Genomic DNA, 21,259 nt, shown 5'->3' with positions numbered 1-21,259 from the left:
GCTGTCAATCACACCAGTCCAGTATGCCCGCTTTCGTCTTTCGCAAAAAGCAGCCGCGCAGCAAAAGATCTATGACTTGGACGCAACAGTCTTCTGTTTCAGCTGCAGGGCAGCAATGTAGCGGCTTTGGTAAGCAGGATCTTCCGGCGTCAGCAAGGTGAGCCTGTCGCGCGCGCGGGTGGCGGCCACATAAAAACGGTTTTCCTCTTCCAGCGGGTCGGTCTTGCTGCGCGGGAATTCATCGACGGCCAGGTAGGGCAAGATCACGTGGTTGTATTCGAGGCCCTTGATCTGGTCGATGCAGGCGATGACCAGCTTGGCCTTGCCGGTCGAGACCATCACGGCTTCTTCCATCTCGCCCAGCCAGCCGGCAAAGCCGCCCAGCGCCACGCCCGCTTCGCGGCACACGGCGATAAAACCGTGCAGGGAACGGGCGACGACGCGCGCCTGGGCCGGGTCGACATAGATGCGGCGCGCCGTCTGTTCCAGCTGCATCAAGCCAAAGATGTGCTGCAGGGCGTCACCGGCCAGGGCGTCGGGGGGCAGCGCGCGCAGGTAATCGACGGCGGCCAGGGTCAGCGCCGCCTTGTCCTGGTTCTGCGACTTGGCCAGCTGGTTCGTCAAAAAGCCTTCCAGCAAGTCGGGATAGTTGACCACGTCGGCCTTGGCTTGCTGCAATTCCGCGCGCGTAAAAGGGATTTCCGCGAAGGCCACCAGGGCTTCGAGGATTTCACCGCGGCGCGGGCCGCTCTTGATCGCGTGCAAGTCCTTGCGGGCGATGGCGACCATGCCGCGCAACATCAGCACTTCCAGGCTCAGCAGATAGCTGTTCATGTCCACCAGGCCATACGCGATGCCGCTCTGGAACAGCGCCGTTTCCACGCGGATGGCCTGGTCGCGGTCGCGCAGCAAGATCGCCGTCGTGCCCGCATGCGCATGTTCGAGCGCGGCGATCAGCTGGGCGCTGCACGCCTGCGGCTGCATATGCTCGTATTGCAGCACTTCGATGTGGGTGGCGCGCGACAGGGCCGACACGCTGGCCTTGTTTTTCAGCACGCCGACAGCCTGCGCCAGTTGCGGACCGTAGCGGTAGGAAGCCGTCAGCGGCAGGCGCTGCAAGGCAGGGAATTCCTGCTCGAAGCGCTGGCGCAGGAAGCGGTGGTCGGCGCCCGACCACGTGTAGATGACTTGATCCTTGTCGCCGGCGCCGCAGAAAAATGCGTTGCCGCGGCGTATCAGCATGGTCAGCAGGCGGAATGACGCTTCGTTCAAGTCGTGCAATTCATCGGCCACGATGATCTGGAAGGCCGGCAATTGCTGGCGCAGCGGCTCGTCGCCATCGAGCATGCGCACGAGGTCGTAGGTGGCGTCGAACGGCGCGCGGAACTGGATATCACCCGTGTCGGCGCCGCGCAAACCTTCGTATTCGCGCAGCCACAGATAATGCGTGCGCGACATGCCCAGCATTTCCAGATTGTCGTCCAGGGAATTGCTTTCGAAGTCAGGATGTTGAAAATCCAGGCGCGCCTTGGTGCGCAACTGCAATTTCAAGAACTCGGCAATCGCCCCGTTGGTCGTGTTGATTTCCAGCGGGTAGCGGTGAGCATACTTTTCCGACACCACTTCCAGCGCTTCCCAGGCTACCGGGCGCAGCTCTTCATCGCTGCGCATGGATGCCACCTGCATGTTTTCCAGCTGCAGCAGCACCTTGGCGGCAAACGCGTCGAAGGTATCGATGGTCAGGCGCTTGACGACGCCGAGCGGCACGCCCACTTCCAGCAGGCGCTGGCGCAGGGCCACGCGCGCCGCTTCCGTGAAGACCAGGGCCAACATGCGCTCGGGCGCGCGGCCCCGGTGCAGCGCCTCGGCCAGGCGCAGGGCCAGGGTCGTCGTCTTGGCCGCGCCGGCATTGGCGTCGATCAAGACCACTTTCTTTTGCGCCGTCTGGATGGCCACCTGCTCCGGCGTGGGCGTGATGCGTTTGGGAATGAACTGCGGGGCGTTATCTGTACTCAAGGGTATCCTGAAATGATGTCTGTTCTGGGCGCGCTACCAGGCGCAGGTGCGCAGGCCGGCAAAGATGTCGCCCCGTTCGGGCGCATGGAAGGCGCGCATGCGGGGCGAATGCAGGCGCGCTGGCGTGGCGAAGGCGGCGCCGCGCAGCACCTGGTATTGCATGAAATACGGCGCGGAATATTCGCGCCAGGCGTCCACCGCAAAGCCCGGATACGGTTCGAACGGCGTCGCCGTCCACTCCCACACCTGGCCCCAGTGAAAGCGCGGATGGCCGGACAGCGCAGCATACTCCCATTCCGCCTCGGTCGCCAGGCGGCGCCCCGCCCAAGCGCAGTAGGCCTGCGCCTCATACAGGTTGATGTGGCGCACGGCTTCGTTCGGCGGCAAGGTCGTGCGCTGGCCGAAACGCATGGTGCGCCACTGCGTTGCTTCACGCAGCCAGTACAGGGGCGACGAGCGCTCCTGCCGCATCAGCCAGGCACTGCCGGCCGCACTCCAGAACTGGCGGTTCTGGTAGCCGCCGTCAGCGACAAAATCGGCAAACTGGGCGTTCGATACGGCGCAGGCATCGATGGAGAACGGCGCCACATAACAGCTGTAGGGCGGCGATTCATTGTCGAAGGCAAACCCGGCCCCGCGCGGCGAGCCCAGTTCGATGCTGCCGCCAGGAAAAGCGATCTCGCCCGCGCCTGGCGGCAAGGCCGGGCTGGCGGCGAGGGATTCCGGCGCTTCCAGACCCAGCCATTGCAAGCCGGCCAGCATTTCCTCGCCGCACAAGTCCTCATGCGCCAAAGCCAGGCGGTACGGCGCCAGGGCGCTGTCGACATTGGCTTCGCGCGAGAGTTTATCGAGCACCCGGTCGAGTACTTCGCGGCAATACGTCTTCACGGCGCCCGGGCTGGGCAATTCCAGCTTCCAGCGCGCGCGGTGCTCGACCATGTTGGCGTCGAACAAGTCGTCGCCGCGCGTCAGCAGGGAGTTATAAATGGCGTCGGCCGGATGGCTGGTAGCGGCTTCGCGCAGGATGAACCACTCGGCAAACCAGGCGATCTGCGCCAGTTGCCACAAGGGCGGAACGAGGCGCGGATGGCGCGGCAAGCCGGCCACCACGTCCAGGCCGGCAGTGACGTAACAGTCGAACAGGGAAAGCGTATTCTGGCGCGCGGCCTGCAGCGACTGGGCCAGTTGCTGCGCGCCGGCATGGCGGAAAGAGGCGTTGATTAAAGTCATGGCCTGATTGTAACGACTTATGCCAAGCTTGCACCAGTCGCCAGGGAAACAAGGGGGAAACTATCCCCCTTGCGGCTTACTTGACCAGCAGCTCGCCCTGTAGCGGCGTGACAACGGATTTGGGCATGCTGACGATGAAACTGCTGCCCTTGTCGGCCACGGACTGGATGGCCAGGGTGCCGCCATGGCGCAGCAGCACGTGCTTGACGATGGCCAGGCCCAGGCCCGTGCCCTGGGTTTCGCGCGAACGGCTCTTGTCGACGCGGTAGAAACGCTCCGTCAGGCGCGAGATATGTTCCTGGCTGATGCCGATGCCCGTATCTTGCGCGATGAATTGCGGTCCGGCCGGGCCATCCTGCCAGCGCAGGGTGATGGTGCCGCCCGCTGGCGTGTAGCGCACGGCGTTCGACGCCAGGTTGCCGAAGGCGCTGTACAGCTCGTCGTAGCTGCCCAGCACGTCGGGACCGTTGCATTCCATGGTCACTTCATGCTTGCCGGCCGACAGCCCCTTGGCGTCGCGCAAGACTTGCTGCATGAGCTTTTTGATATCCACGGGCTCGGGGCGCAGCGGGTAGTCGACCGATTCCAGGCGCGACAACGTCAGCATGTCCTCGATCAGATGCTGCATGCGGTGACCCTGCTCCGTCATCAGCTTGAGGTGGGAGGCGCGCGTGGTGGCGTCCAGGTCCAGCTCGGCGGAAGCGATTTCCAGGAAGCCGACGATGACGGTGAGCGGCGTGCGCAGTTCGTGCGAGGCGTTGGCGATGAAGTCGCGGCGCATCATTTCAATGCGTTCCGTCTCCGTCACGTCGTGCGTGACGAGGATCTGGCGGCGGTTCTCAAATGGAATGATCTGCACGATCAGCTTGCGGTTGCGGAAAGTGATCGTCAGCGGCTGGTCGTAGCGGCCCAGGATGATGTAATCCATGAACTCGGGGCTGCGGATCAGGTTGGTCACACGCATGCCCTTGTCGCGCTCGTGCGTGAGGCCCAGGTGCTTCTCGGCGGCCGGGTTGCACCATTCGAGGAACAGCACGTCGTCCATGATGACGACGCCGTCGGGCAGCAGGTGCATGGCCTGGCGGAAACGCGCCAGCCATTCCGTCAGCTCGGCCTGGTTTTTCTCGTCGTCGCGGCGCATGCGGTACAGGCGCGCGAAAATGCTGGTCCAGGCGCCCCAGCCGTCGGGCAGCTTGGCGCTTTGCGGATTGTCCAGCCAGTTACTCAGCTGGAACAGATACGACAGCTGCACGAACACCATCATGGCCATCAGCACGAAAGCGATGCCCAGCGCATACGTGGCGCCAAACAGATACCAGACGACGGCCACGCCCAGCAGCGCCAGCACCATGCGCAAGGCGGCCGGTACCCAGAACAGCAATTTCGGATTCATAGAGTCAAACTTTACTTTTCAGACAACATGTAGCCGACGCTGCGCACCGTCTTGATCAGGCTTTCCGCCTCTTTCAAGGCTTTGCGCAAGCGCAATACGTGGACATCGACCGTGCGTTCCTCGATCACCACATGGTCGCCCCACACCTTGTCGAGCAGCTGGCTGCGCGAAAACACGCGTTCCGGATGGGCCAGCAGGAATTTCAGCAGCTTGTATTCGGCGTGGCCGATATCGATCTTCTGTTCATCCATCATGACGGTGCAGCTGACGGGATCCAGCGCCACGTTGCCGGCGCGCATGGGCGCCTGCGCGTGTTCCGGACTCTTGCGTCGCAAGAGAGCCTTGGCGCGGGCCAGCAGTTCGCGCGGCGAGAACGGCTTGGTGACGTAATCGTCGGCTCCGCTGTTCAGGCCGGCCAGCTTGTCTTCTTCCATGCTCTTGGCGGTGAGCATGATGACGGGGATGGCGGCGAAATTGCGGTCGGCGCGGATGCGCGACAGCAGGCGCAAGCCCGTCTGGTCCGGCAGCATCCAGTCCAGCAGGATCAGATGCGGCGTGCGGTGCTGGATGAATTCCCAGGCATCGGCGACGTTTTGTACGGAACAGCAATTCCAGCCGGATTCGCGCAGCGAATAGGTGACCAGTTCAACGATGGCCGGCTCATCTTCAACAATCAATACCGTGGTTTTATCAGATGCCATAAAGCTTACTCAGGGAGCTCCTCGGAAATGGCGGGAGCAGCCACCTTAGTGTGGCGGATGTCCTTGCCTTCAACCACGTAAATCACGTATTCGGCGATGTTTTTCGCATGGTCGCCGATCCGTTCGATGGCCTTGGCCACCCACAGGGTATCGAGCGCCGCCGAAATCGTGCGCGGGTCTTCCATCATAAAGGTGATCAAGTTGCGCATGATAGACCGAAACTCATGATCGATGATGGCATCTTGTGCAATTAATTGTAAGGCTTGCTTGCCATCGTTGCGCGCGAACGCGTCCAGCGCGTCGTGCAGCATGTCGGTGGCCGTGTTGGCGATGCCGCGCACCATCTCGTAATGGTTGACGACGCCGTTGCCGCGCTTGTGCAGATTCTTCGCCACGCGGGCGATTTTGGTCGCTTCGTCGCCTACGCGCTCGAGGTCGGTAATCACCTTGATGGTGGCCATGATGGTGCGCAAGTCGTTGGCGGCGGGCTGGCGGCGCACGATCAGATGGCTGCAGGCGTCGTCGAGCGACACTTCGAGCTGGTTGACGACGTCGTCTTCGCGCATCACGCGGTCGGCGCGCTCGGCATTGCCGATGCGGAAGCACGTCATCGCGTCGAGGAACTGGGTTTCAACGATGCCGCCCATCAGGAGCACTTTCGAGCGGATCGCTTCGAGTTCGTTGTCGTATTGCTTGGATGAATGTTCGCCTATCATGCCGTCTCTCCGTATTCAGTTGTCTTGTATGTATAGCTATGCGGGATGGATCAGCCGAAGCGGCCCGTGATGTAATCCTGCGTTTCCTTGCGGGCCGGATTCATGAAGATCTGGTCCGTTTCGCCGAATTCCACCAGCTCGCCCAAATACATATAGGCCGTGTAGTCGGAGCAGCGCGCCGCCTGTTGCATATTGTGCGTCACGATGGCGATCGTGTAATCCTGTTTCAGTTCGCTGATCAGTTCTTCCACTTTCGAAGTCGAGATCGGGTCCAGCGCCGAGGTCGGCTCGTCGAGCAGCAAGACGTCCGGTTTGACGGCCACGCCGCGCGCGATGCACAAACGCTGCTGCTGGCCGCCCGACAGCGACAGGCCGCTCTTCGACAGTTTATCTTTGACCTCGCCCCACAGCGCCGCCTTTTTCAGGGCCCACTCGACGCGCTCGTCCATTTCGCCCTTCGACAGGTCTTCATACAGGCGCACGCCGAAGGCGATGTTGTCGTACACGGACATGGGGAACGGCGTCGGCTTCTGGAACACCATGCCAACCTTGGCGCGCAGCATGTTGACGTCCTGGTCCGCGTCAAGCACGTTGCGGCCGCGGTACAGGATCGAGCCTTCCGCGCGCTGGCCCGGATACAGGTCGTACATGCGGTTCAGGGTGCGCAACAGGGTCGACTTGCCGCAACCGGACGGGCCGATGAAGGCCGTGACCTTTTTCTCGTGGATATCGAGGTTGACGTTATGCAAGCTTTGCGTTTTGCCGTAAAAAAAGTTCAGGCCCGAAATCTCGATGGTTTTCTTCTTTGGTGCCAGGTCTTGGGCTGGATTCATTTGCGTATTCATATGGGTTCGCTTCGCTCGGTATCTGTTTAATTAGGGACTTTTTGGCTGAACACGGTGCGCGACAGGATATTCAAGGCCAGCACGCTGAAGGTGATCAGCAGTGCGCCGCCCCAGGCCAGCGATCGCCAGTTGTCGTACGGGCTCATCGCAAACGATGCGATGACGGACGGCAAGTTGGCCATCGGCGCATTCATGTTGAAGCTTTGGAACTGGTTATTCAGGGCCGTGAACAGCAGCGGCGCCGTTTCGCCGGCGATGCGGGCCAATGCCAGCAGTACGCCGGTGATCACGCCCGCCTTGACGGCGCGCAAGCGCACCAGGGTGGCGACCTTCCAGCGCGGCGCGCCGAGAGCAAACGCGGCTTCGAGCAGGCTGTTCGGTACCAAACGCAGCATATTGTCCGTCGTGCGCACCACCACCGGCACGGCGATCAGGGACAGCGCGATGGCACCGGCATAACCGGAGAAGTGTTTGACGTGTGCCACGTACAGCGCATACACGAACAGGCCGATGACGATCGATGGCGCCGACAGCATGATGTCCGTCACAAAACGCGTCACTTGCGCCAGCTTGTTTTCTTCGCCGTATTCGGCCAGGTAGATGCCGGCCAGGATGCCGATCGGGGTGCTGACGACAGTCGCCAGGCCCACCATCAGGGCGCTGCCGACGATGGCATTGATCAAGCCGCCGCCTTCGCTGCCGGGCGCCGGCGTCGTTTGCGTGAACAGGTCGACGGACAGGGCGCCGAAGCCCTTGATCACCAGGGTGAACAGGATCCACACGAGCACGGCCAGGCCCAGGGCCATGGCGGCCACCGACAGGGCGATGCCGACACGGTGCATCAGCAGGCGCTTGCGGTAGACGGGATTCATGGCCGGCTTGACCGGAGCGTCGAGAGTGCTTACTTGGCTCATTTCGTGCCTTCCTTGCGGGACATGCCAGCCAGCATCAGCTTGGCGGCGGATAAGACGATAAAGGTGATGACAAACAGGATCAGGGCCAGCGAGAACAGCGAGGCCACGTGCAGCTCGGATTGCGCTTCGCCAAATTCATTCGCCAGCAGGGAGGTGATGCTGTTACCGGCGGCGAACAGCGACCACGACAGTTTATTCGCGTTGCCGATGACGAAGGTGACGGCCATGGTCTCGCCCAGTGCGCGGCCCAGGCCCAGCATGACGCCGCCGACGACGCCGGTCTTGGTGTATGGCAAGACGATCTTGCGTACGACTTCCCAGCGCGTGCAGCCCAGGCCGTATGCGGATTCCTTCAGCACGGCAGGGACGATCTCGAACACGTCGCGCATCACGGAAGCGATGAAGGGGATGATCATGATGGCCAGCACCAGGCCGGCCGTCAGCAAGCCGATGCCCATCATGGGGCCGCTAAACAGCTGGCCGATGACGGGCACGTTGCCGAGGGTGGCTTTCAGGATAGGCTGGACGTGGTCGGCAAACAGGGGCGCGAAGACGAACAGGCCCCAGATGCCGTAGATGATCGATGGCACGCCGGCCAGCAATTCGACAGCCGTGCCCAGCGGGCGGCGCAGCCAGGCCGGGCAGATTTCCGTGAGGAACAGGGCAATGCCGAAGCTGACGGGAAAGGCGATCAGCAAGGCGATAACCGAGGTCACCAGGGTGCCGATGATGGGGATCAGGGCGCCGTACTGGTCATTGACGGGGTCCCATTCCGCGGACACGATGAAATGCAGGCCGAAGGTCTTGAAGGCCGGTATCGATTCCATGATCAGCGAAATGATGATGCCGACCAGGACGATCAGCACCGACAGGGCGAACAGCATCGTCACCTTGTGGAACATGAAATCCTGGAAGCGCTGCTTGCGCATGGTGGAAAGCATTTGCGCGTGACTGATGGAATCGGTCATGGTGCCGCCTGGCATGGGGATCGTGGAGGAGGTAGATTGTGCGCTCATATTGTGCCAGATGTGGGTGGTACTGCCGGTGTCGCTATTTTGAACTCTTGTTTTATTGTTGCTTCTTTAGCCAGGACCGTCTGCAAGGGCTTGCGGGCGGTCCTGGCTAACTCCCTGCCCCGCCGTGCTGCTGGCGGGGACAAGGATGGATATTGCTGTATTCAGACTATCGGATTAGTAGATCGACTTGCCCGATGCGTCTTTCAGGTTGGCCTTCCACGACTCTTGCACCAGTTTCACGACCGATGCCGGCATCGGCACGTAGTCCAGTTCGACGGCAGCAGGGCCGCCGTTCTTGTAGGCCCAGTCGAAGAATTTCAGGACTTCTTTTGCCTTGCCTGCGTCAGCCTGGACTTTGTGCATCAGGATGAACGACACGCCGGTGATAGGCCAGCTGTTCTTGCCAGCCTGGTCGGTCAGGACCACGCCGAAGCCTGGGGTTTGCGTCCAAGGTGCCGAAGCGGCTGCTGCCTTGAAGTTTTCGTCGTCAGGCTGCAGGAAGTTGCCATCCTTGTTTTGCAGCTGGGTGTGCGACATCTTGTTTTTCTTGGCGTAAGCCCACTCGACGTAGCCGATCGAACCCTTGATACGCTGTACGTTGGCGGCGACGCCTTCGTTACCCTTACCGCCCACGCCCACGGCCCATTTCACAGCCGAGCCAGCGCCGATTTTCGATTTGAATTCCGGGTTGGTTTTCGACAGGAAGTCGGTGAACAGGAACGAGGTGCCCGAACCGTCGGCGCGGTGCACCACGGTGATTTCCGTGTCCGGCAGCTTGACGCCACTGTTCAGCGCGGCGATTTCAGGAGCGCTCCACTTGGTGATCTTGCCCAGGTAGATGTCGCCAACGACTTTACCCGTCATTTTCAGCTGGCCTGGGGTCACGCCGTCCAGGTTGACGATGGTGACCACGCCGCCCATGATGGCCGGGAACTGCATCAGGCCCGCCTCTTCCAGCTCTTCTGCCTTCAAAGGCATGTCCGAGGCGCCGAATTCAACAGTCTTGGCCTTGATTTGCTTGATGCCAGCGCCGGAACCGACGGACTGGTAGTTCAGGCCGTTGCCCGTGTTGGCTTTGTACGTCTCGGCCCATTTGGCGTAGATCGGGTACGGGAAGGTTGCGCCAGCACCTGTCATATCTGCCGCCATGACGGAAGCGGAAGAAAATGCCATCGCTGCCGAAGCACCCACGACGATAAATTTGAACATTTGCTTCATTTGCATATCAAGTCCTCAGGGTTGTTAGGGCTCAAAGTCCCGGTTGAATGCTGCGCAGTCTAGCAAGCGAATATGACAGCTTTATGACATGGGTAAAAATTCCTGAAATAATTGCCTACGCCCCGAGGATGGCCATTTTCGGCATGAAAAATGACAGGACGGGCGACGCTTTATGACAGCTTATGTCACGCTTACGTCATATTTCATGATTACACTCACAACGCGTCATACATGATGAAATACGGCTAGAATTAACTATCTGCAAAGACAAAAGAATATGAAACCTGAACTGCACACGGAAGTGACCAAATCGGGCATCCTGCTTGACCGCGAGCTGTCGCAACTGACTTTCAACCGGCGCGTGATGGCCCAGGCGGAAGATCCGAACATTCCGCTGCTCGAGCGCCTGCGCTACCTGTGCATCGTCAGCAGTAACATGGATGAGTTCTTCGAGGTGCGCGTGGCCAGCCTGCTGGCGGCCGGCAGCATCGGCGGTTCGCTGGCGGGCCACCCTGCCCTGGCTGCCAACCTGGAACGTATCGGCAAGGAATGCCATGCGCTGGTGGAACGCCAGTACGAGATATTAAATAGCGACGTCTTGCCGGCCCTGCGCGAAGCGGGCGTGCATTTGCTGCGCGACAGCGACCGCAACGAGGCGCAGCGCGCGTGGGTCAAGCAATACTTCGACCGCGAAGTGCGCCCCCTGCTGACGCCGATTGGCCTCGACCCGGCCCACCCATTCCCGCAAGTGGTCAATAAAAGTCTCAATTTCATCGTCTCGCTGAGCGGCAAGGATGCGTTCGGCCGCGGCACGGCGATCGCCATCGTCAAGGCGCCCCGCGTCTTGCCACGCGTCATCAAGCTGCCGGACGAGATTTCCGGCGATGGCGTGTCTTTCTGTTTATTATCGTCCGTTATCCACGCGCATATCTCGGACCTGTTCGCCGGGCGCGAAGTGATCGCCTATTCGCAATTCCGCGTCACGCGCGACAGCGACCTGTGGGTCGATGAAGACGAAGTCAAGAATCTGCGCCAGGCCCTGAAAGGCGAGCTGGTCGGGCGCCAGTTCGGCACCTCCGTGCGCCTGGAAGTGGCACGCAATTGCCCGCCAGAATTGTCGCAATTCCTGCTCGACCAGTTCAGCCTGGATCAAAGCCGGCTGTACCGCGTCAACGGCCCCGTGAACCTGGTGCGCCTGTCGGAAATGATCGACCACGTCAAGCAACCGGAGCTGCGCTTCCCGCCGTTCTTCCCCGGCCTCGCGCATAAAGCCATCGGCAACGACATCTTTGCCGCGCTGACCAGGCACGACATCCTGCTGCACCACCCGTACCAGTCGTTCCAGACGGTGATCGACTTCATCCGCAGCGCCGCCTATGATCCGTCCGTCGTCGCCATCAAGCAGACGATCTACCGCACGGGCATGAATTCGGACTTGATGGAATCCTTGATCACGGCGGCGAAGATGGGCAAGGAAGTGACCGTCATCGTGGAATTGATGGCGCGTTTCGACGAGGAAGCCAATATCAACTGGGCCGACAAGCTCGAACAAGCCGGTGCGCAAGTCGTGTACGGCGTGGTGGGATTGAAAACCCATGCCAAGGTGGCGCTCGTCATCCGCCGCGAAGAAGGCAGCTTGCGCTTCTACGCCCACTTGGGCACCGGCAACTACCACCCCACGACCACCAAGCTGTACACGGATTTTGGCTTGCTGACGGCCAACCAGGACCTGGCCGTGGAAGTCAATGAGGTCTTCATCCACCTGACCAGCCTGACCAAGCCGCATAACCTGAACCACTTGTGGCTGGCGCCGTTCGGCCTGCAAAGCGAGATCATCAAGGCCATCCGCAACGAGGCGAAGATCGCCCGCTCGGGCCGGCGCGGGCGCATCATCGTGAAAGTCAACGCGCTGGTCGACGAATCCGTGATCCGCGCCCTGTATGCGGCCTCGACCGATGGCGTGAAGATCGACCTGATCGTGCGCGGCGCCTGCACCCTGAAGCCGGGCGTGCCGGGCCTGTCGGAAAATATCAAGGTGCGCTCCGTGATCGGCCGTTTCCTCGAACACAGCCGCATTTACTACTTCCGCAACGACCTGGCGCACGATGTCTACCTGGCCAGCGCCGACTGGATGAGCCGCAACCTGTTCCGCCGCGTGGAAGTGGCCTTCCCGGTACTTGACCGTGCGCTGAAACGGCGCGTGATCGCCGAGGGCCTGAATCCGTATTTGAAGGATAATACCAATGCATGGGAACTGGAGCCGACGGGCCATTACGCGCGCCGCAAGCCGCGTGGCAAGCAAACGCCGTTCAGCGCCCAGCAATATTTGATGCATACACTGGGCACGCCGGGCGCGGAGGTCGGCGAATAGGCAATTCTACACAGAGGAGTACAGCATGGATCTCATCTTGTGGCGACACGCAGAAGCGGAGCCGGGCGTTCCCGACCTCGAACGCGCCCTGACCGTCAAAGGCCAGAAACAGGCGCGCCGCATGGGCGAATGGCTGGCCTCGCAACTACCGGAAAATTGCCGTATCCTCGTCAGCCCCGCCCTGCGCACCCTGCAAACGGCGGAAGCGCTGGGGCGCAAGTTCAAGCTGATGCCTGAACTGGCGCCCGGCGCCGAGGCGGAAGACATCCTCAAGGCGGCCAACTGGCCCGGCGGCAAGGAAACCGTGCTCATCGTCGGCCACCAGCCCACGCTGGGCCAGGCGGCCGCCCTGCTATTGACGGGCGAGGAGCAGGAATGGGAAATGCGCAAGGCCAGCGCGTGGTGGTTCTCCCAGCGCGAACCGGGCGACCCGATCAGTGTTTATCTCAAGGCGGTTATGGCACATGACCTTGTGGTGAAATAGGACTGCTCAAGCAGGGAAATGCGCAAAAAGTGCGCTGGGACAACTACTGGCAGAAATTACAACACGGCAGCCTTGTAAAGCGCTGCCGATCTGCTAGAGTTTAATTGCATCAACTACGTGCTGGAGCGCCGCTCTGGCACATTGAGCAACCCAGCGGACAGCCGTCCAACGGCGGCTGAAAGACCATGTTAACCTTCCTCGTTTTTCTCTTCATCGCCATCTTCGCCGCCATCATCGGCTTCGTCGCCTTTGAACTGGTCGAAGAAATGCGCGGCAGTCACCACAAGCTGATGGACCGCTACCACGAGTAGTGTTCACCCCGGCACTATCGAATGGCGCCAGCGACGGCATATCCCCGTCCCTCGCGCCATCCTTGTATTTACACTCCCGCCTTACACTCCCGTTTTGAACTTCGTATAGATGCGCGTCATCAAGCGGCGAATATCGGCCGTGGTCGCTTCCGGTGCGGCCATGCGCTGCTTGTCGGCGTCCGACAGGAAGATGGCCTTGTTCTCGCCGATATCCTTGCGCACATATTTGATGCTGGCCGGATTCGGATTCGCGTAAAACACCTTGTTACTCAGGCTGGCATGCACTTGCGGGCGCAAAATGTAGTTGATGAACAGGTGCGCATTGGTCGGATGGGGCGCGTCGGCCGGGATGGCCATGGTGTCGAACATCAGGGCGGCCGTCTTCGGCACCAGCACCTGGATCACATTGCCGTTCTTCGCATCGATGGCGCGCTGGCGTGCGATATTGATGTCGCCCGACCAGCCCAGCGCCACGCAGACGGAACCGTTGGCCATGTCATTGATGTAGCCGGACGAGCTGAACAGGGTCACGTAGGGGCGGATCGCCTGCAGCACCTTGCCCGCTTCCTGGTAATCGGCGGCCGCTTTCGAATAGGCGGGCTTGCCCAGGTATTGCAGGGCGGCCGGCAGCACTTCGGACGGCGAGTCGAGGAAGGACACGCCGCAGGACTTCAGCTTCGCCGCGTATTTCGGGTCGAAGATCAGGTCCCAGGCGTTTTCAGGCATGGGCATGCCGCCCAGCGCGGCCTTGACCTTGTTGACGTTGATGCCCACCGTCGTGTAGCCCCACAGCCAGTCGACCAGGTAATCGTTGTTCGGGTCGATCTTCGACAGCTTGGCCTGCAGGTTCTGGTCCAGGTTGCCCAGGTTCGTCAGCTTGCTCTTGTCGAGTTTGCGCAGCAAGCCCGCATCGATCTGCAGGCGCGCCCACTGGGCCGTCGGCACGACGATGTCGTAACCGGACTTGCCCGCCACCAGTTTCGCATTGAGGATTTCGTTATTGTCGAAAACGTCGTAGCGCACCTTGATGCCCGTTTCCTTCTCAAAATTCTTGATCGTATCGTCGCCGATATAGTCGGACCAGTTATAGATGTTCAGGACTTTCTCTTCCTGAGCCTGAGCTTGCGCAGACAAGGCCAGTGCGGCCGCCGCCAAGGCCAGTCCCACTCCAATGCGCCGCCCTGCTTGCCATGTGTTTGCCATCGTACCGCCTCCGGAAATAGTCAGAAAATAGTGACGATGATAGCAAGAAGGGCGGCATCAGGTCTAGCCTGATACCGCCCTGCTTTCACCGCTGGGGTCAGACCCTCAACACCGCCAACGCAAAATTCAGCGCTGACAATGACGGGGGTCTGACCCCGGCCTTTGCGACATTACACCTTATCCAGCCCCACCTGCGCGCCCGTAAACACCAGGTTGCCGTTCTGGGCGTCGATGCGGATCTCGTCTTTCGGGCCAAACTTGCCTTCCAGGATCAGCTTCGACAGCGGATTTTCGATCTGCTGCTGGATCGCCCGTTTCAGCGGACGGGCGCCATACACCGGGTCGTAGCCCGCTTCGGCGATTTGCTGCAATGCCGCGTCCGTCAAGCTCAGCTGCATATCCATGCGCGCCAGGCGTTCTTCGAGGATTTTCAGCTGGATCTTCGCGATCGCGCCGATGTTTTTCTCGTCGAGGCCGTGGAACACGACGATTTCGTCGATGCGGTTGACGAACTCGGGACGGAAGTGCGAGCGTACCTCGGCCATCACGGCCAGCTTCACGACACCGGGATCATCGCTATCCATGGCCTGGATTTTATGCGAACCCAGGTTCGAGGTCATGATGATGACGGTATTCTTGAAGTCCACCGTGCGGCCCTGGCCATCCGTCATGCGTCCATCGTCGAGCACTTGCAGCAGCACGTTGAAGACGTCGGCATGCGCCTTTTCCACTTCGTCGAGCAGGATCACGCTGTACGGCTTACGGCGCACGGCTTCCGTCAGGTAGCCGCCCTCGTCGTAGCCGACATAGCCCGGTGGCGCACCGATCAGGCGGGCCACTGAATGCTTCTCCATGAACTCGCTCATGTCGATGCGTATCATCGATTCTTCCGTATCGAACAGGAAAGTGGCCAGCGCCTTGCTCAATTCCGTCTTGCCGACGCCCGTCGGTCCCAGGAACATGAAGGAACCATATGGACGGTTCGGATCGCTCAAGCCGGCGCGCGAGCGACGGATGGCGTCGGCCACGGCCGTGATCGCTTCATCCTGGCCCACGACGCGCTCGTGCAGCTTCTCTTCGATGTGCAGCAGCTTGTCGCGCTCGCCCTGCATCATGCGCGACACGGGGATGCCCGTCGCGCGCGACACCACTTCGGCGATTTCCTCGGCGCCCACTTCCGTGCGCAGCAGTTTCGGCTGGTCCGGGTCGAGTTTCGGGATGCCGCTGTCAGCCTGCTTGAGCTGGGCTTCCAGCTGCGGCAGCCTGCCATACTGCAGCTCCGACACTTTCTGCCAGTTGCTCTCGCGCGTGGCCTGCTCCATCTGCAGCTTGACTTGCTCGATCTCTTCCTTGATGTGCGTGCTGCCTTGCACCACGGCTTTTTCCGCCTTCAGGATTTCCTCGAAGTCATTGTATTCGCGCTGCAGCTTGAGGATCTCTTCCTCGATCAGGCCCAGGCGGCGCAACGATGCTTCGTCTTTTTCCTTCTTGACGGCTTCGCGCTCGATTTTCAGCTGGATCAGACGGCGTTCCAGCTTGTCCATCACTTCCGGCTTCGAGTCGATCTCGATCTTGATCTTCGCCGCCGCTTCATCGATCAGGTCGATCGCCTTGTCCGGTAAAAAACGGTCCGTGATGTAGCGGTGCGACAGCTCGGCGGCGGCGATGATGGCCGCGTCCGTGATCTCCACCTTGTGGTGCAGCGCATATTTATCCTGCAAGCCGCGCAGGATGGCGATCGTCGCCTCCACGGTCGGCTCGTCGACCAGCACTTTCTGGAAGCGGCGCTCCAGCGCGGCATCCTTCTCGATGTACTTGCGGTACTCGTCGAGCGTGGTGGCGCCCACGCAGTGCAGCTCGCCGCGCGCCAGCGCAGGTTTGAGCATATTGCCCGCGTCCATCGCGCCGTCGGCCTTGCCCGCGCCCACCATGGTGTGCATCTCGTCGATGAAGACGATGGTTTGCCCTTCATCCATGGCCAGTTCCTTGAGCACGGATTTCAGGCGCTCTTCGAACTCGCCGCGGAACTTGGCACCGGCAACCAGGGCGGCCATGTCCAGCGCCAGCACGCGCTTGCCTTTCAGGGACTCGGGCACTTCGCCATTGACGATGCGCTGCGCCAGGCCTTCGACGATGGCCGTCTTGCCCACGCCCGGTTCGCCGATCAGCACGGGATTGTTCTTGCTGCGGCGCTGCAGGATCTGGATGGTGCGGCGGATTTCATCGTCGCGGCCGATGACAGGGTCGAGCTTGCCCTTGCGCGCCCGCTCCGTCAGGTCCAGGGTGTATTTTTTCAGGGCTTCGCGCTGGCCTTCGGCTTCTTGCGAGTCGACCTTGTTGCCTCCGCGCACAGCCTCGATGGCCGCTTCCAGGGCCTTGCGGGTCAGGCCGTTTTCGCGCGCCAGCTTGCCGCAGTCGGACTTGTCCTCCGTCATGGCCAGCAAGACCATTTCGCTGGAGACGAACTGGTCGCCCGCCTTTTGCGCTTCCTTGTCGGCCAGGTTCAGCAAGGCCACGAATTCGCGGCTGACCTGCACGTCGCCGCCCGTGCCCGACACTTTCGGCAAGCGTTCGAGCGACGCGCCCAGGGCCTTGGACAGGCCGCCCACGTTGACGCCGGCACGCTGCAACAGCGAGCGGGCGCCGCCGTCGTCCTGGTTCAACAGGGCCGTCAGCAAATGGACTGGTTCGATATAGGGATTGTCGTTGCCCACGGCCAAGCTTTGCGCATCGGCCAGGGCTTCCTGTAATTTGGTAGTGAGTTTGTCTTGTCGCATGAAAAGCGCTCCCGGTTAATTAGTTGTTAACCAAATTGGGGTGAGGCAGTACTTTTCAAGCATACACAAAGCAGAAAACCGATGCTTTTGGACAAAAGCTAGGGTGCGGGGCGCGTACGATTCAGATGGCGCTTGTTTTTACGGCCCACTTGTCCAGCGCCGTCTCGTCGCTGTCGCGCGCATCGACCCAGCGCGCCCCTTCGGGCGTGTCTTCCTTCTTCCAGAACGGCGCTTCCGTCTTCAGGTAGTCGATGATGAACTCGCAGGCGGCAAACGCCTCGCCCCGGTGTGCGGACGAGACCGCCACCAGCACGATCTGCTCCTGTGGCAGCAGCGGCCCCACGCGGTGGATCACCAGCGCACCGGACAGGGGCCAGCGTTCCCGCGCCTGCTCGACGATGGCGACGATGGACTTTTCCGTCATGCCCGGATAATGTTCAAGCTCCATGGCGGCCACGTCCAGCCCTTCGTTCATGTCGCGCACCGTGCCGACGAAGCCGACGACAGCGCCCACCTTGGGGTTGCCTGCACGCAATTGTGCGATTTCTTGACTCAAGTCAAAATCAGCTTGCTGGATGCGGACGCTGGTACTCATTTGGCATGGCCTCCAATGCGGCGCAGCAAGGTTTCGATGCGGCTGGCCGTGCGCGCATCGGTGGCGGCGGCAATCGCGCACAGCTGCATCAGCTGCGACGCTTGCGTGAGCGGCTTCTGGCCTGATTTGAGCGACGATTGCAGCACTTCCACCTGCATTTTCAGGCGGTCGCGGGCAAATTCGGCGCCGCTGTCGACGCCGGCGACGATTTCCAGTCGTAATACTTCCTCAAGCAAGCGCTCCTGGTTCGACTGCAATTGCTGCACGTAGGCGGCGCTGCCTTCGCCCAGCGCGGCCTGGGCGGCGGCAAAGCGCTGCTGCAGACTGCGTTCGTACTGGGCGTCGAGCGGCGGCAAGGCGCTCCAGCGCTCGCTCCACGCTTGCGCGTCGGTGGCGGCACCGGCGTCAAGCAGCGCCGCTTCCAGCGATTGCACGAGGCGCAGCTTGTCGCGCAGGGCGTTGGCTTGCGCTGCGCCAGCCCGTTCGGCGATGGCGTCCGCCTGCGCTTGCACGCCAGCCACGGCCGCCTGGTAGCGCTGCTCGATCTTCGCTTCGCTGGCGCGCGGCACGGGGCCCGTGGCATTCCAGGCGGCGCGCGTGTCGCGCAGCAAGTGGTTGATGAAGGATGTGCGGCTCTTGTCGTCACCCTCGGGCACGACGGCCGTTTCCAGCGCGGCGCACAGCGCTTCGCGCGCATGCAGGTGTTCGCGGCGTTCGTGGTCGGCCGCGTGGGCCGTTTCCTTGCGTCTGGCGAAGATGTCGTCGCAGGCGGCGCGGAAACGTTGCCACAGCGCCTGTTCCGCGCGGCGCTCCAGCGGCAGGGCTTTCGCCAGTTCCTGCCATTTGTCCTGCAAGGCTTTCAGCATGTCGACCGTGTTGCGCTCGGATGGCTTGAGCAAGCCCACTTCGACGATCAATTGTTCGCGACGCGCCGTCTCGATCTGGCGCTGGGTATCGAGCGGCTTCGACAGGGCGTCCAGCGCGGCGCCGAACTCGGTATCTAGGCGTTTCTTTTCCTTGCGGTCGATGGTGCCCAGGCGCGTCCACGCCTGGCGCAAACGCTGCGAGGCGGAGGCGACGTGTTTCCAGTCGGTACTCTCTTCGGCCGCCAGGGCCGCCGTTTCCGCGATCAGTTCCTGGGCCTTGGCCGCATTGCCGTGACGCTCTTCTGCCAGTTGCTTGAAATGCTGGGCCGCTGGCGCATACGCCACGCTACAGGCCGCGTCGAAACGCTCCCACAGGGACTTCGGCGCCGGGCCGGACAGGGTGTCGAGCGACTTCCAGCGCTCGCGCAGGCTGCCCACTTTCTTGGCCAGCTCGGCCATCGGGAGTTGCTGCGCCGGCAATTCCTCGCCCGCCTTGACCAGTTCCTCGCGCGAGACGTTGCCGCCCCAGCGCGCCCAGTCGGCCAGGCGCTTGAATTCGCCGCGCACATGGGCCAAACGGTCCGCTTGCGCCGGCGTCAAACGGCCGTGCTTGGTGTCGCGCAAGGTCTTGTCATGCTCGGAAGCCACGTGCAGCAAGCCATCCTGCAACGCCGCTTCCATGGCGTCGAGCACCTTGAAGAATTGCTCCGTCGCCTCTTTCGACACGGGCGCGTGCTCCTGGCGCGGCTTGCGCAGCACAGGTACAGGCTCGGCGTGGACCGATGCGGACTCTGGCGCCGCCGACTGCACGGGCGCCGGCGCGCTGGCCAGCAGGGCCGCGAATTGCTGCTGCAGGCTGTCGGACAACGGCGATTCGGGCAGGCGCGGCAGGGCTTGCCACGCGCGTTTCAAGGTGTCCGCGTCGAGCGTGGCGGCATCCTGCGCCTGCCATTCGGCCAGCGCGGCCTGGCGCGCGTCGAACACGGCCTGGTGCTGCTGCAGCGCTTGCAAGGCGGACTGCGCCTGCTCGCGCGCCTGGCTGAAATCGCTTTCCAGGTGTTTCGGCAAGGAAGCGCGCTCAGGCGATTGCGCATGCCGCGCATGGTCGGCATCAAGGCGGGCCAGCGCCTGCGCCAGCTCGTCGGCGGACTGGCCATTGCTGGCCAGCGCGCGCATGGCACCCACGGCATCGATCACGGCGCGCTGCAGCAGCACTTGCGCTTCCAGGCGGGCGGCCAGCGCGGCGCGCGCGGCGGCAAACGCCATCGCCAGCTCGGGCGTAGCCTTGATGACTTGCCATTGGCGGTCCAGCTCGGCTACCTGGTTCGGGCTCAGTTTTTCATCGTTCAACAGGCGCTGGGCCGTGTCAATGCTGGCCTGGGCGCGCTGCGTCTCGGCCGCCTGGTGGCGGATCAGGTCGATGCGGCCCTGCATCAGCTTGGCCACGCGGCGGTCCGTGTTGCGCATGGCGTGGTGGACTTTTTCCAGCAAAGGCAAGGCATGAACGTGTTCGGCCGCGATCAGACGGGCATCGGCAAATTCGCTGGACAGGATGAAATCGGCAGCTGCGGCTTCGTCGCCGGCCACGGCATGGGCACGCGCAACCTGTTCAGCGCGGCGCGATGCGCTCTGCGCCGAGGCGGCGGCCTGTTCTGCCACGACAGGATCGGGTGCGGCAGTCTTGCTGGCAGAACGCTTGAAGAGAAATTCGAACATGACGGGTTTCGCGTGGATCAAAACCACCATCATAACAAAGCCCCGGGTATTGCATCGGACAGGACTGAACAAGTTATCAAATGAATAAATCGAATCTTTCCCTATATCTTTTCCCTATGACGGTGCGCCAGTGATCATCACAAAAACGCTCCCGGCAGATAGCGCCTGACGGGGTGTGCGCTTGCTACCCATTCAAGCCTGCGCACGCAGCGGCTGTGGCGGCACGGGCGGCGTGAAAGCGGCGCCATCCACTGCCGTTTCAGCGCTGCCGCCGGCTGCCTGCAAGGGCGCTGGCAAGGGCGCTGGCAAAACAAAGGGCAGCACTTGCGCCTTGCCACGGCGCGCTTCCTGCGCGCGCGCATCGTGGGCGAGGAACTGGTAGGCGATGGCGAACCACGCTTCGCCGACGATGACCTTGCGCGCCAGCGCGAACAGCTCGCGCTCTTCCTTTTCCAGGCGCTGCAGCAAGGCCGCGCAAAAGGCGTCGATGGCGGCGCACAGCTGCCCGGCCTGCAATTCGGAATGGTCGATGGCGGCGCCCGCGCGCTGCTGCACCACGTTGATGCTTTCCAGCGCCGCATGGTTCAAGCCATTGAGCTCATTGAGCAAGCCGTCGGCATGCGGTGCGGCCTGGCGGATGGCGGGGATCAGATACATCTCCACCTTGCGCCAGTAGCCCCCCTGGTACAGCCGGTTCAGCCAGTCGCCCGCATATTGCAGTTGCGCCAGGCTGAGCTGACTCTGATGGCGCAGCTGCACATGCATGTACTTCTGAAAAGCCAGCAAGCTCAAGCGGATGCTGGCCTGTTCCACCGACAGGGAAACCAATATATATGTTGCCGTAAGCATGCACTCACTCCCGAAAACGCGCTGGATGTCTCATCCTG

General features: G+C 61.8%; 17 protein-coding genes. 3 read left to right on the top strand and 14 right to left on the bottom strand.

What is annotated here, in order from left to right; genetic code table 11:
* Positions 1-69 precede the first annotated feature (69 nt).
* From P9875_RS11500 to pstS, 9 genes are all read right to left on the bottom strand, one after another.
* Positions 70-2,016: a UvrD-helicase domain-containing protein gene (locus P9875_RS11500; protein WP_278318437.1), complete on the bottom strand. Its 1,947-nt coding sequence runs from the start codon at positions 2,014-2,016 to the stop codon at positions 70-72.
* Positions 2,017-2,049: 33 nt separating this feature from the next.
* Positions 2,050-3,246 (bottom strand): selenoneine synthase SenA, encoded by a 1,197-nt coding sequence (senA, locus tag P9875_RS11495; RefSeq protein WP_278318436.1) that lies wholly within the window; start codon positions 3,244-3,246, stop codon positions 2,050-2,052.
* 76 nt (positions 3,247-3,322) lie between these two features.
* Complete coding sequence (gene phoR / locus P9875_RS11490) at positions 3,323-4,639, bottom strand: phosphate regulon sensor histidine kinase PhoR (protein ID WP_278318435.1); 1,317 nt, start codon at positions 4,637-4,639, stop codon at positions 3,323-3,325.
* Between the two features lie 11 nt (positions 4,640-4,650).
* Entirely contained in the window at positions 4,651-5,340 is a 690-nt protein-coding gene (locus P9875_RS11485) for a response regulator (RefSeq protein ID WP_034755074.1), read from the bottom strand.
* A 5-nt stretch (positions 5,341-5,345) separates the two neighbouring features.
* Positions 5,346-6,056 (bottom strand): phosphate signaling complex protein PhoU, encoded by a 711-nt coding sequence (gene phoU / locus P9875_RS11480; protein WP_034755071.1) that lies wholly within the window; start codon positions 6,054-6,056, stop codon positions 5,346-5,348.
* Between the two features lie 50 nt (positions 6,057-6,106).
* Complete coding sequence (gene pstB / locus P9875_RS11475; protein WP_010396817.1) at positions 6,107-6,889, bottom strand: phosphate ABC transporter ATP-binding protein PstB; 783 nt, start codon at positions 6,887-6,889, stop codon at positions 6,107-6,109.
* Positions 6,890-6,927: 38 nt separating this feature from the next.
* Positions 6,928-7,815 (bottom strand): phosphate ABC transporter permease PstA, encoded by an 888-nt coding sequence (pstA, locus tag P9875_RS11470; RefSeq protein WP_278318434.1) that lies wholly within the window; start codon positions 7,813-7,815, stop codon positions 6,928-6,930.
* Positions 7,812-8,783, bottom strand: coding sequence for a phosphate ABC transporter permease subunit PstC (gene pstC, locus P9875_RS11465; RefSeq protein ID WP_225240714.1), 972 nt, complete (start codon positions 8,781-8,783; stop codon positions 7,812-7,814). The genes pstA and pstC overlap by 4 nt, the downstream gene beginning before the upstream one ends.
* A 222-nt stretch (positions 8,784-9,005) precedes the next feature.
* Positions 9,006-10,040: a phosphate ABC transporter substrate-binding protein PstS gene (pstS, locus tag P9875_RS11460; RefSeq protein ID WP_371933509.1), complete on the bottom strand. Its 1,035-nt coding sequence runs from the start codon at positions 10,038-10,040 to the stop codon at positions 9,006-9,008.
* A 286-nt stretch (positions 10,041-10,326) separates the two neighbouring features.
* On the opposite strand from pstS, the gene ppk1 reads away from it, so the two are divergent.
* From ppk1 to P9875_RS11445, 3 genes are all read left to right on the top strand, one after another.
* Positions 10,327-12,420: a polyphosphate kinase 1 gene (gene ppk1, locus P9875_RS11455; protein ID WP_278318433.1), complete on the top strand. Its 2,094-nt coding sequence runs from the start codon at positions 10,327-10,329 to the stop codon at positions 12,418-12,420.
* A 25-nt stretch (positions 12,421-12,445) separates the two neighbouring features.
* A complete protein-coding gene (gene sixA, locus P9875_RS11450; protein WP_035817346.1) occupies positions 12,446-12,904 on the top strand; it encodes a phosphohistidine phosphatase SixA in 459 nt (152 codons plus the stop codon).
* 185 nt (positions 12,905-13,089) lie between these two features.
* Positions 13,090-13,215: a hypothetical protein gene (locus P9875_RS11445; protein WP_255206302.1), complete on the top strand. Its 126-nt coding sequence runs from the start codon at positions 13,090-13,092 to the stop codon at positions 13,213-13,215.
* An 81-nt stretch (positions 13,216-13,296) separates the two neighbouring features.
* Here the strand turns inward: P9875_RS11445 and P9875_RS11440 are convergent, their stop codons facing one another.
* The 5 genes from P9875_RS11440 to P9875_RS11420 all read right to left on the bottom strand — a co-directional run bounded on the left by P9875_RS11440 (position 13,297) and on the right by P9875_RS11420 (position 21,221).
* Positions 13,297-14,418, bottom strand: coding sequence for a polyamine ABC transporter substrate-binding protein (locus tag P9875_RS11440; protein WP_278318432.1), 1,122 nt, complete (start codon positions 14,416-14,418; stop codon positions 13,297-13,299).
* A 170-nt stretch (positions 14,419-14,588) separates the two neighbouring features.
* Positions 14,589-17,195, bottom strand: coding sequence for an ATP-dependent chaperone ClpB (gene clpB, locus P9875_RS11435; RefSeq protein WP_278318431.1), 2,607 nt, complete (start codon positions 17,193-17,195; stop codon positions 14,589-14,591).
* Between the two features lie 121 nt (positions 17,196-17,316).
* Positions 17,317-17,790 (bottom strand): molybdopterin synthase catalytic subunit MoaE, encoded by a 474-nt coding sequence (gene moaE / locus P9875_RS11430; RefSeq protein WP_278318430.1) that lies wholly within the window; start codon positions 17,788-17,790, stop codon positions 17,317-17,319.
* A complete protein-coding gene (locus P9875_RS11425; RefSeq protein ID WP_278318429.1) occupies positions 17,787-20,372 on the bottom strand; it encodes a DUF349 domain-containing protein in 2,586 nt (861 codons plus the stop codon). The genes moaE and P9875_RS11425 overlap by 4 nt, the downstream gene beginning before the upstream one ends.
* 192 nt (positions 20,373-20,564) lie before the next feature.
* Positions 20,565-21,221 (bottom strand): hypothetical protein, encoded by a 657-nt coding sequence (locus P9875_RS11420; RefSeq protein ID WP_176389765.1) that lies wholly within the window; start codon positions 21,219-21,221, stop codon positions 20,565-20,567.
* Positions 21,222-21,259: the final 38 nt, after the last annotated feature.

This window comes from Janthinobacterium rivuli (assembly GCF_029690045.1).
Taxonomy (GTDB): domain Bacteria; phylum Pseudomonadota; class Gammaproteobacteria; order Burkholderiales; family Burkholderiaceae_D; genus Janthinobacterium; species Janthinobacterium rivuli.
This window is presented reverse-complemented; position numbering and strand designations above follow the sequence as displayed.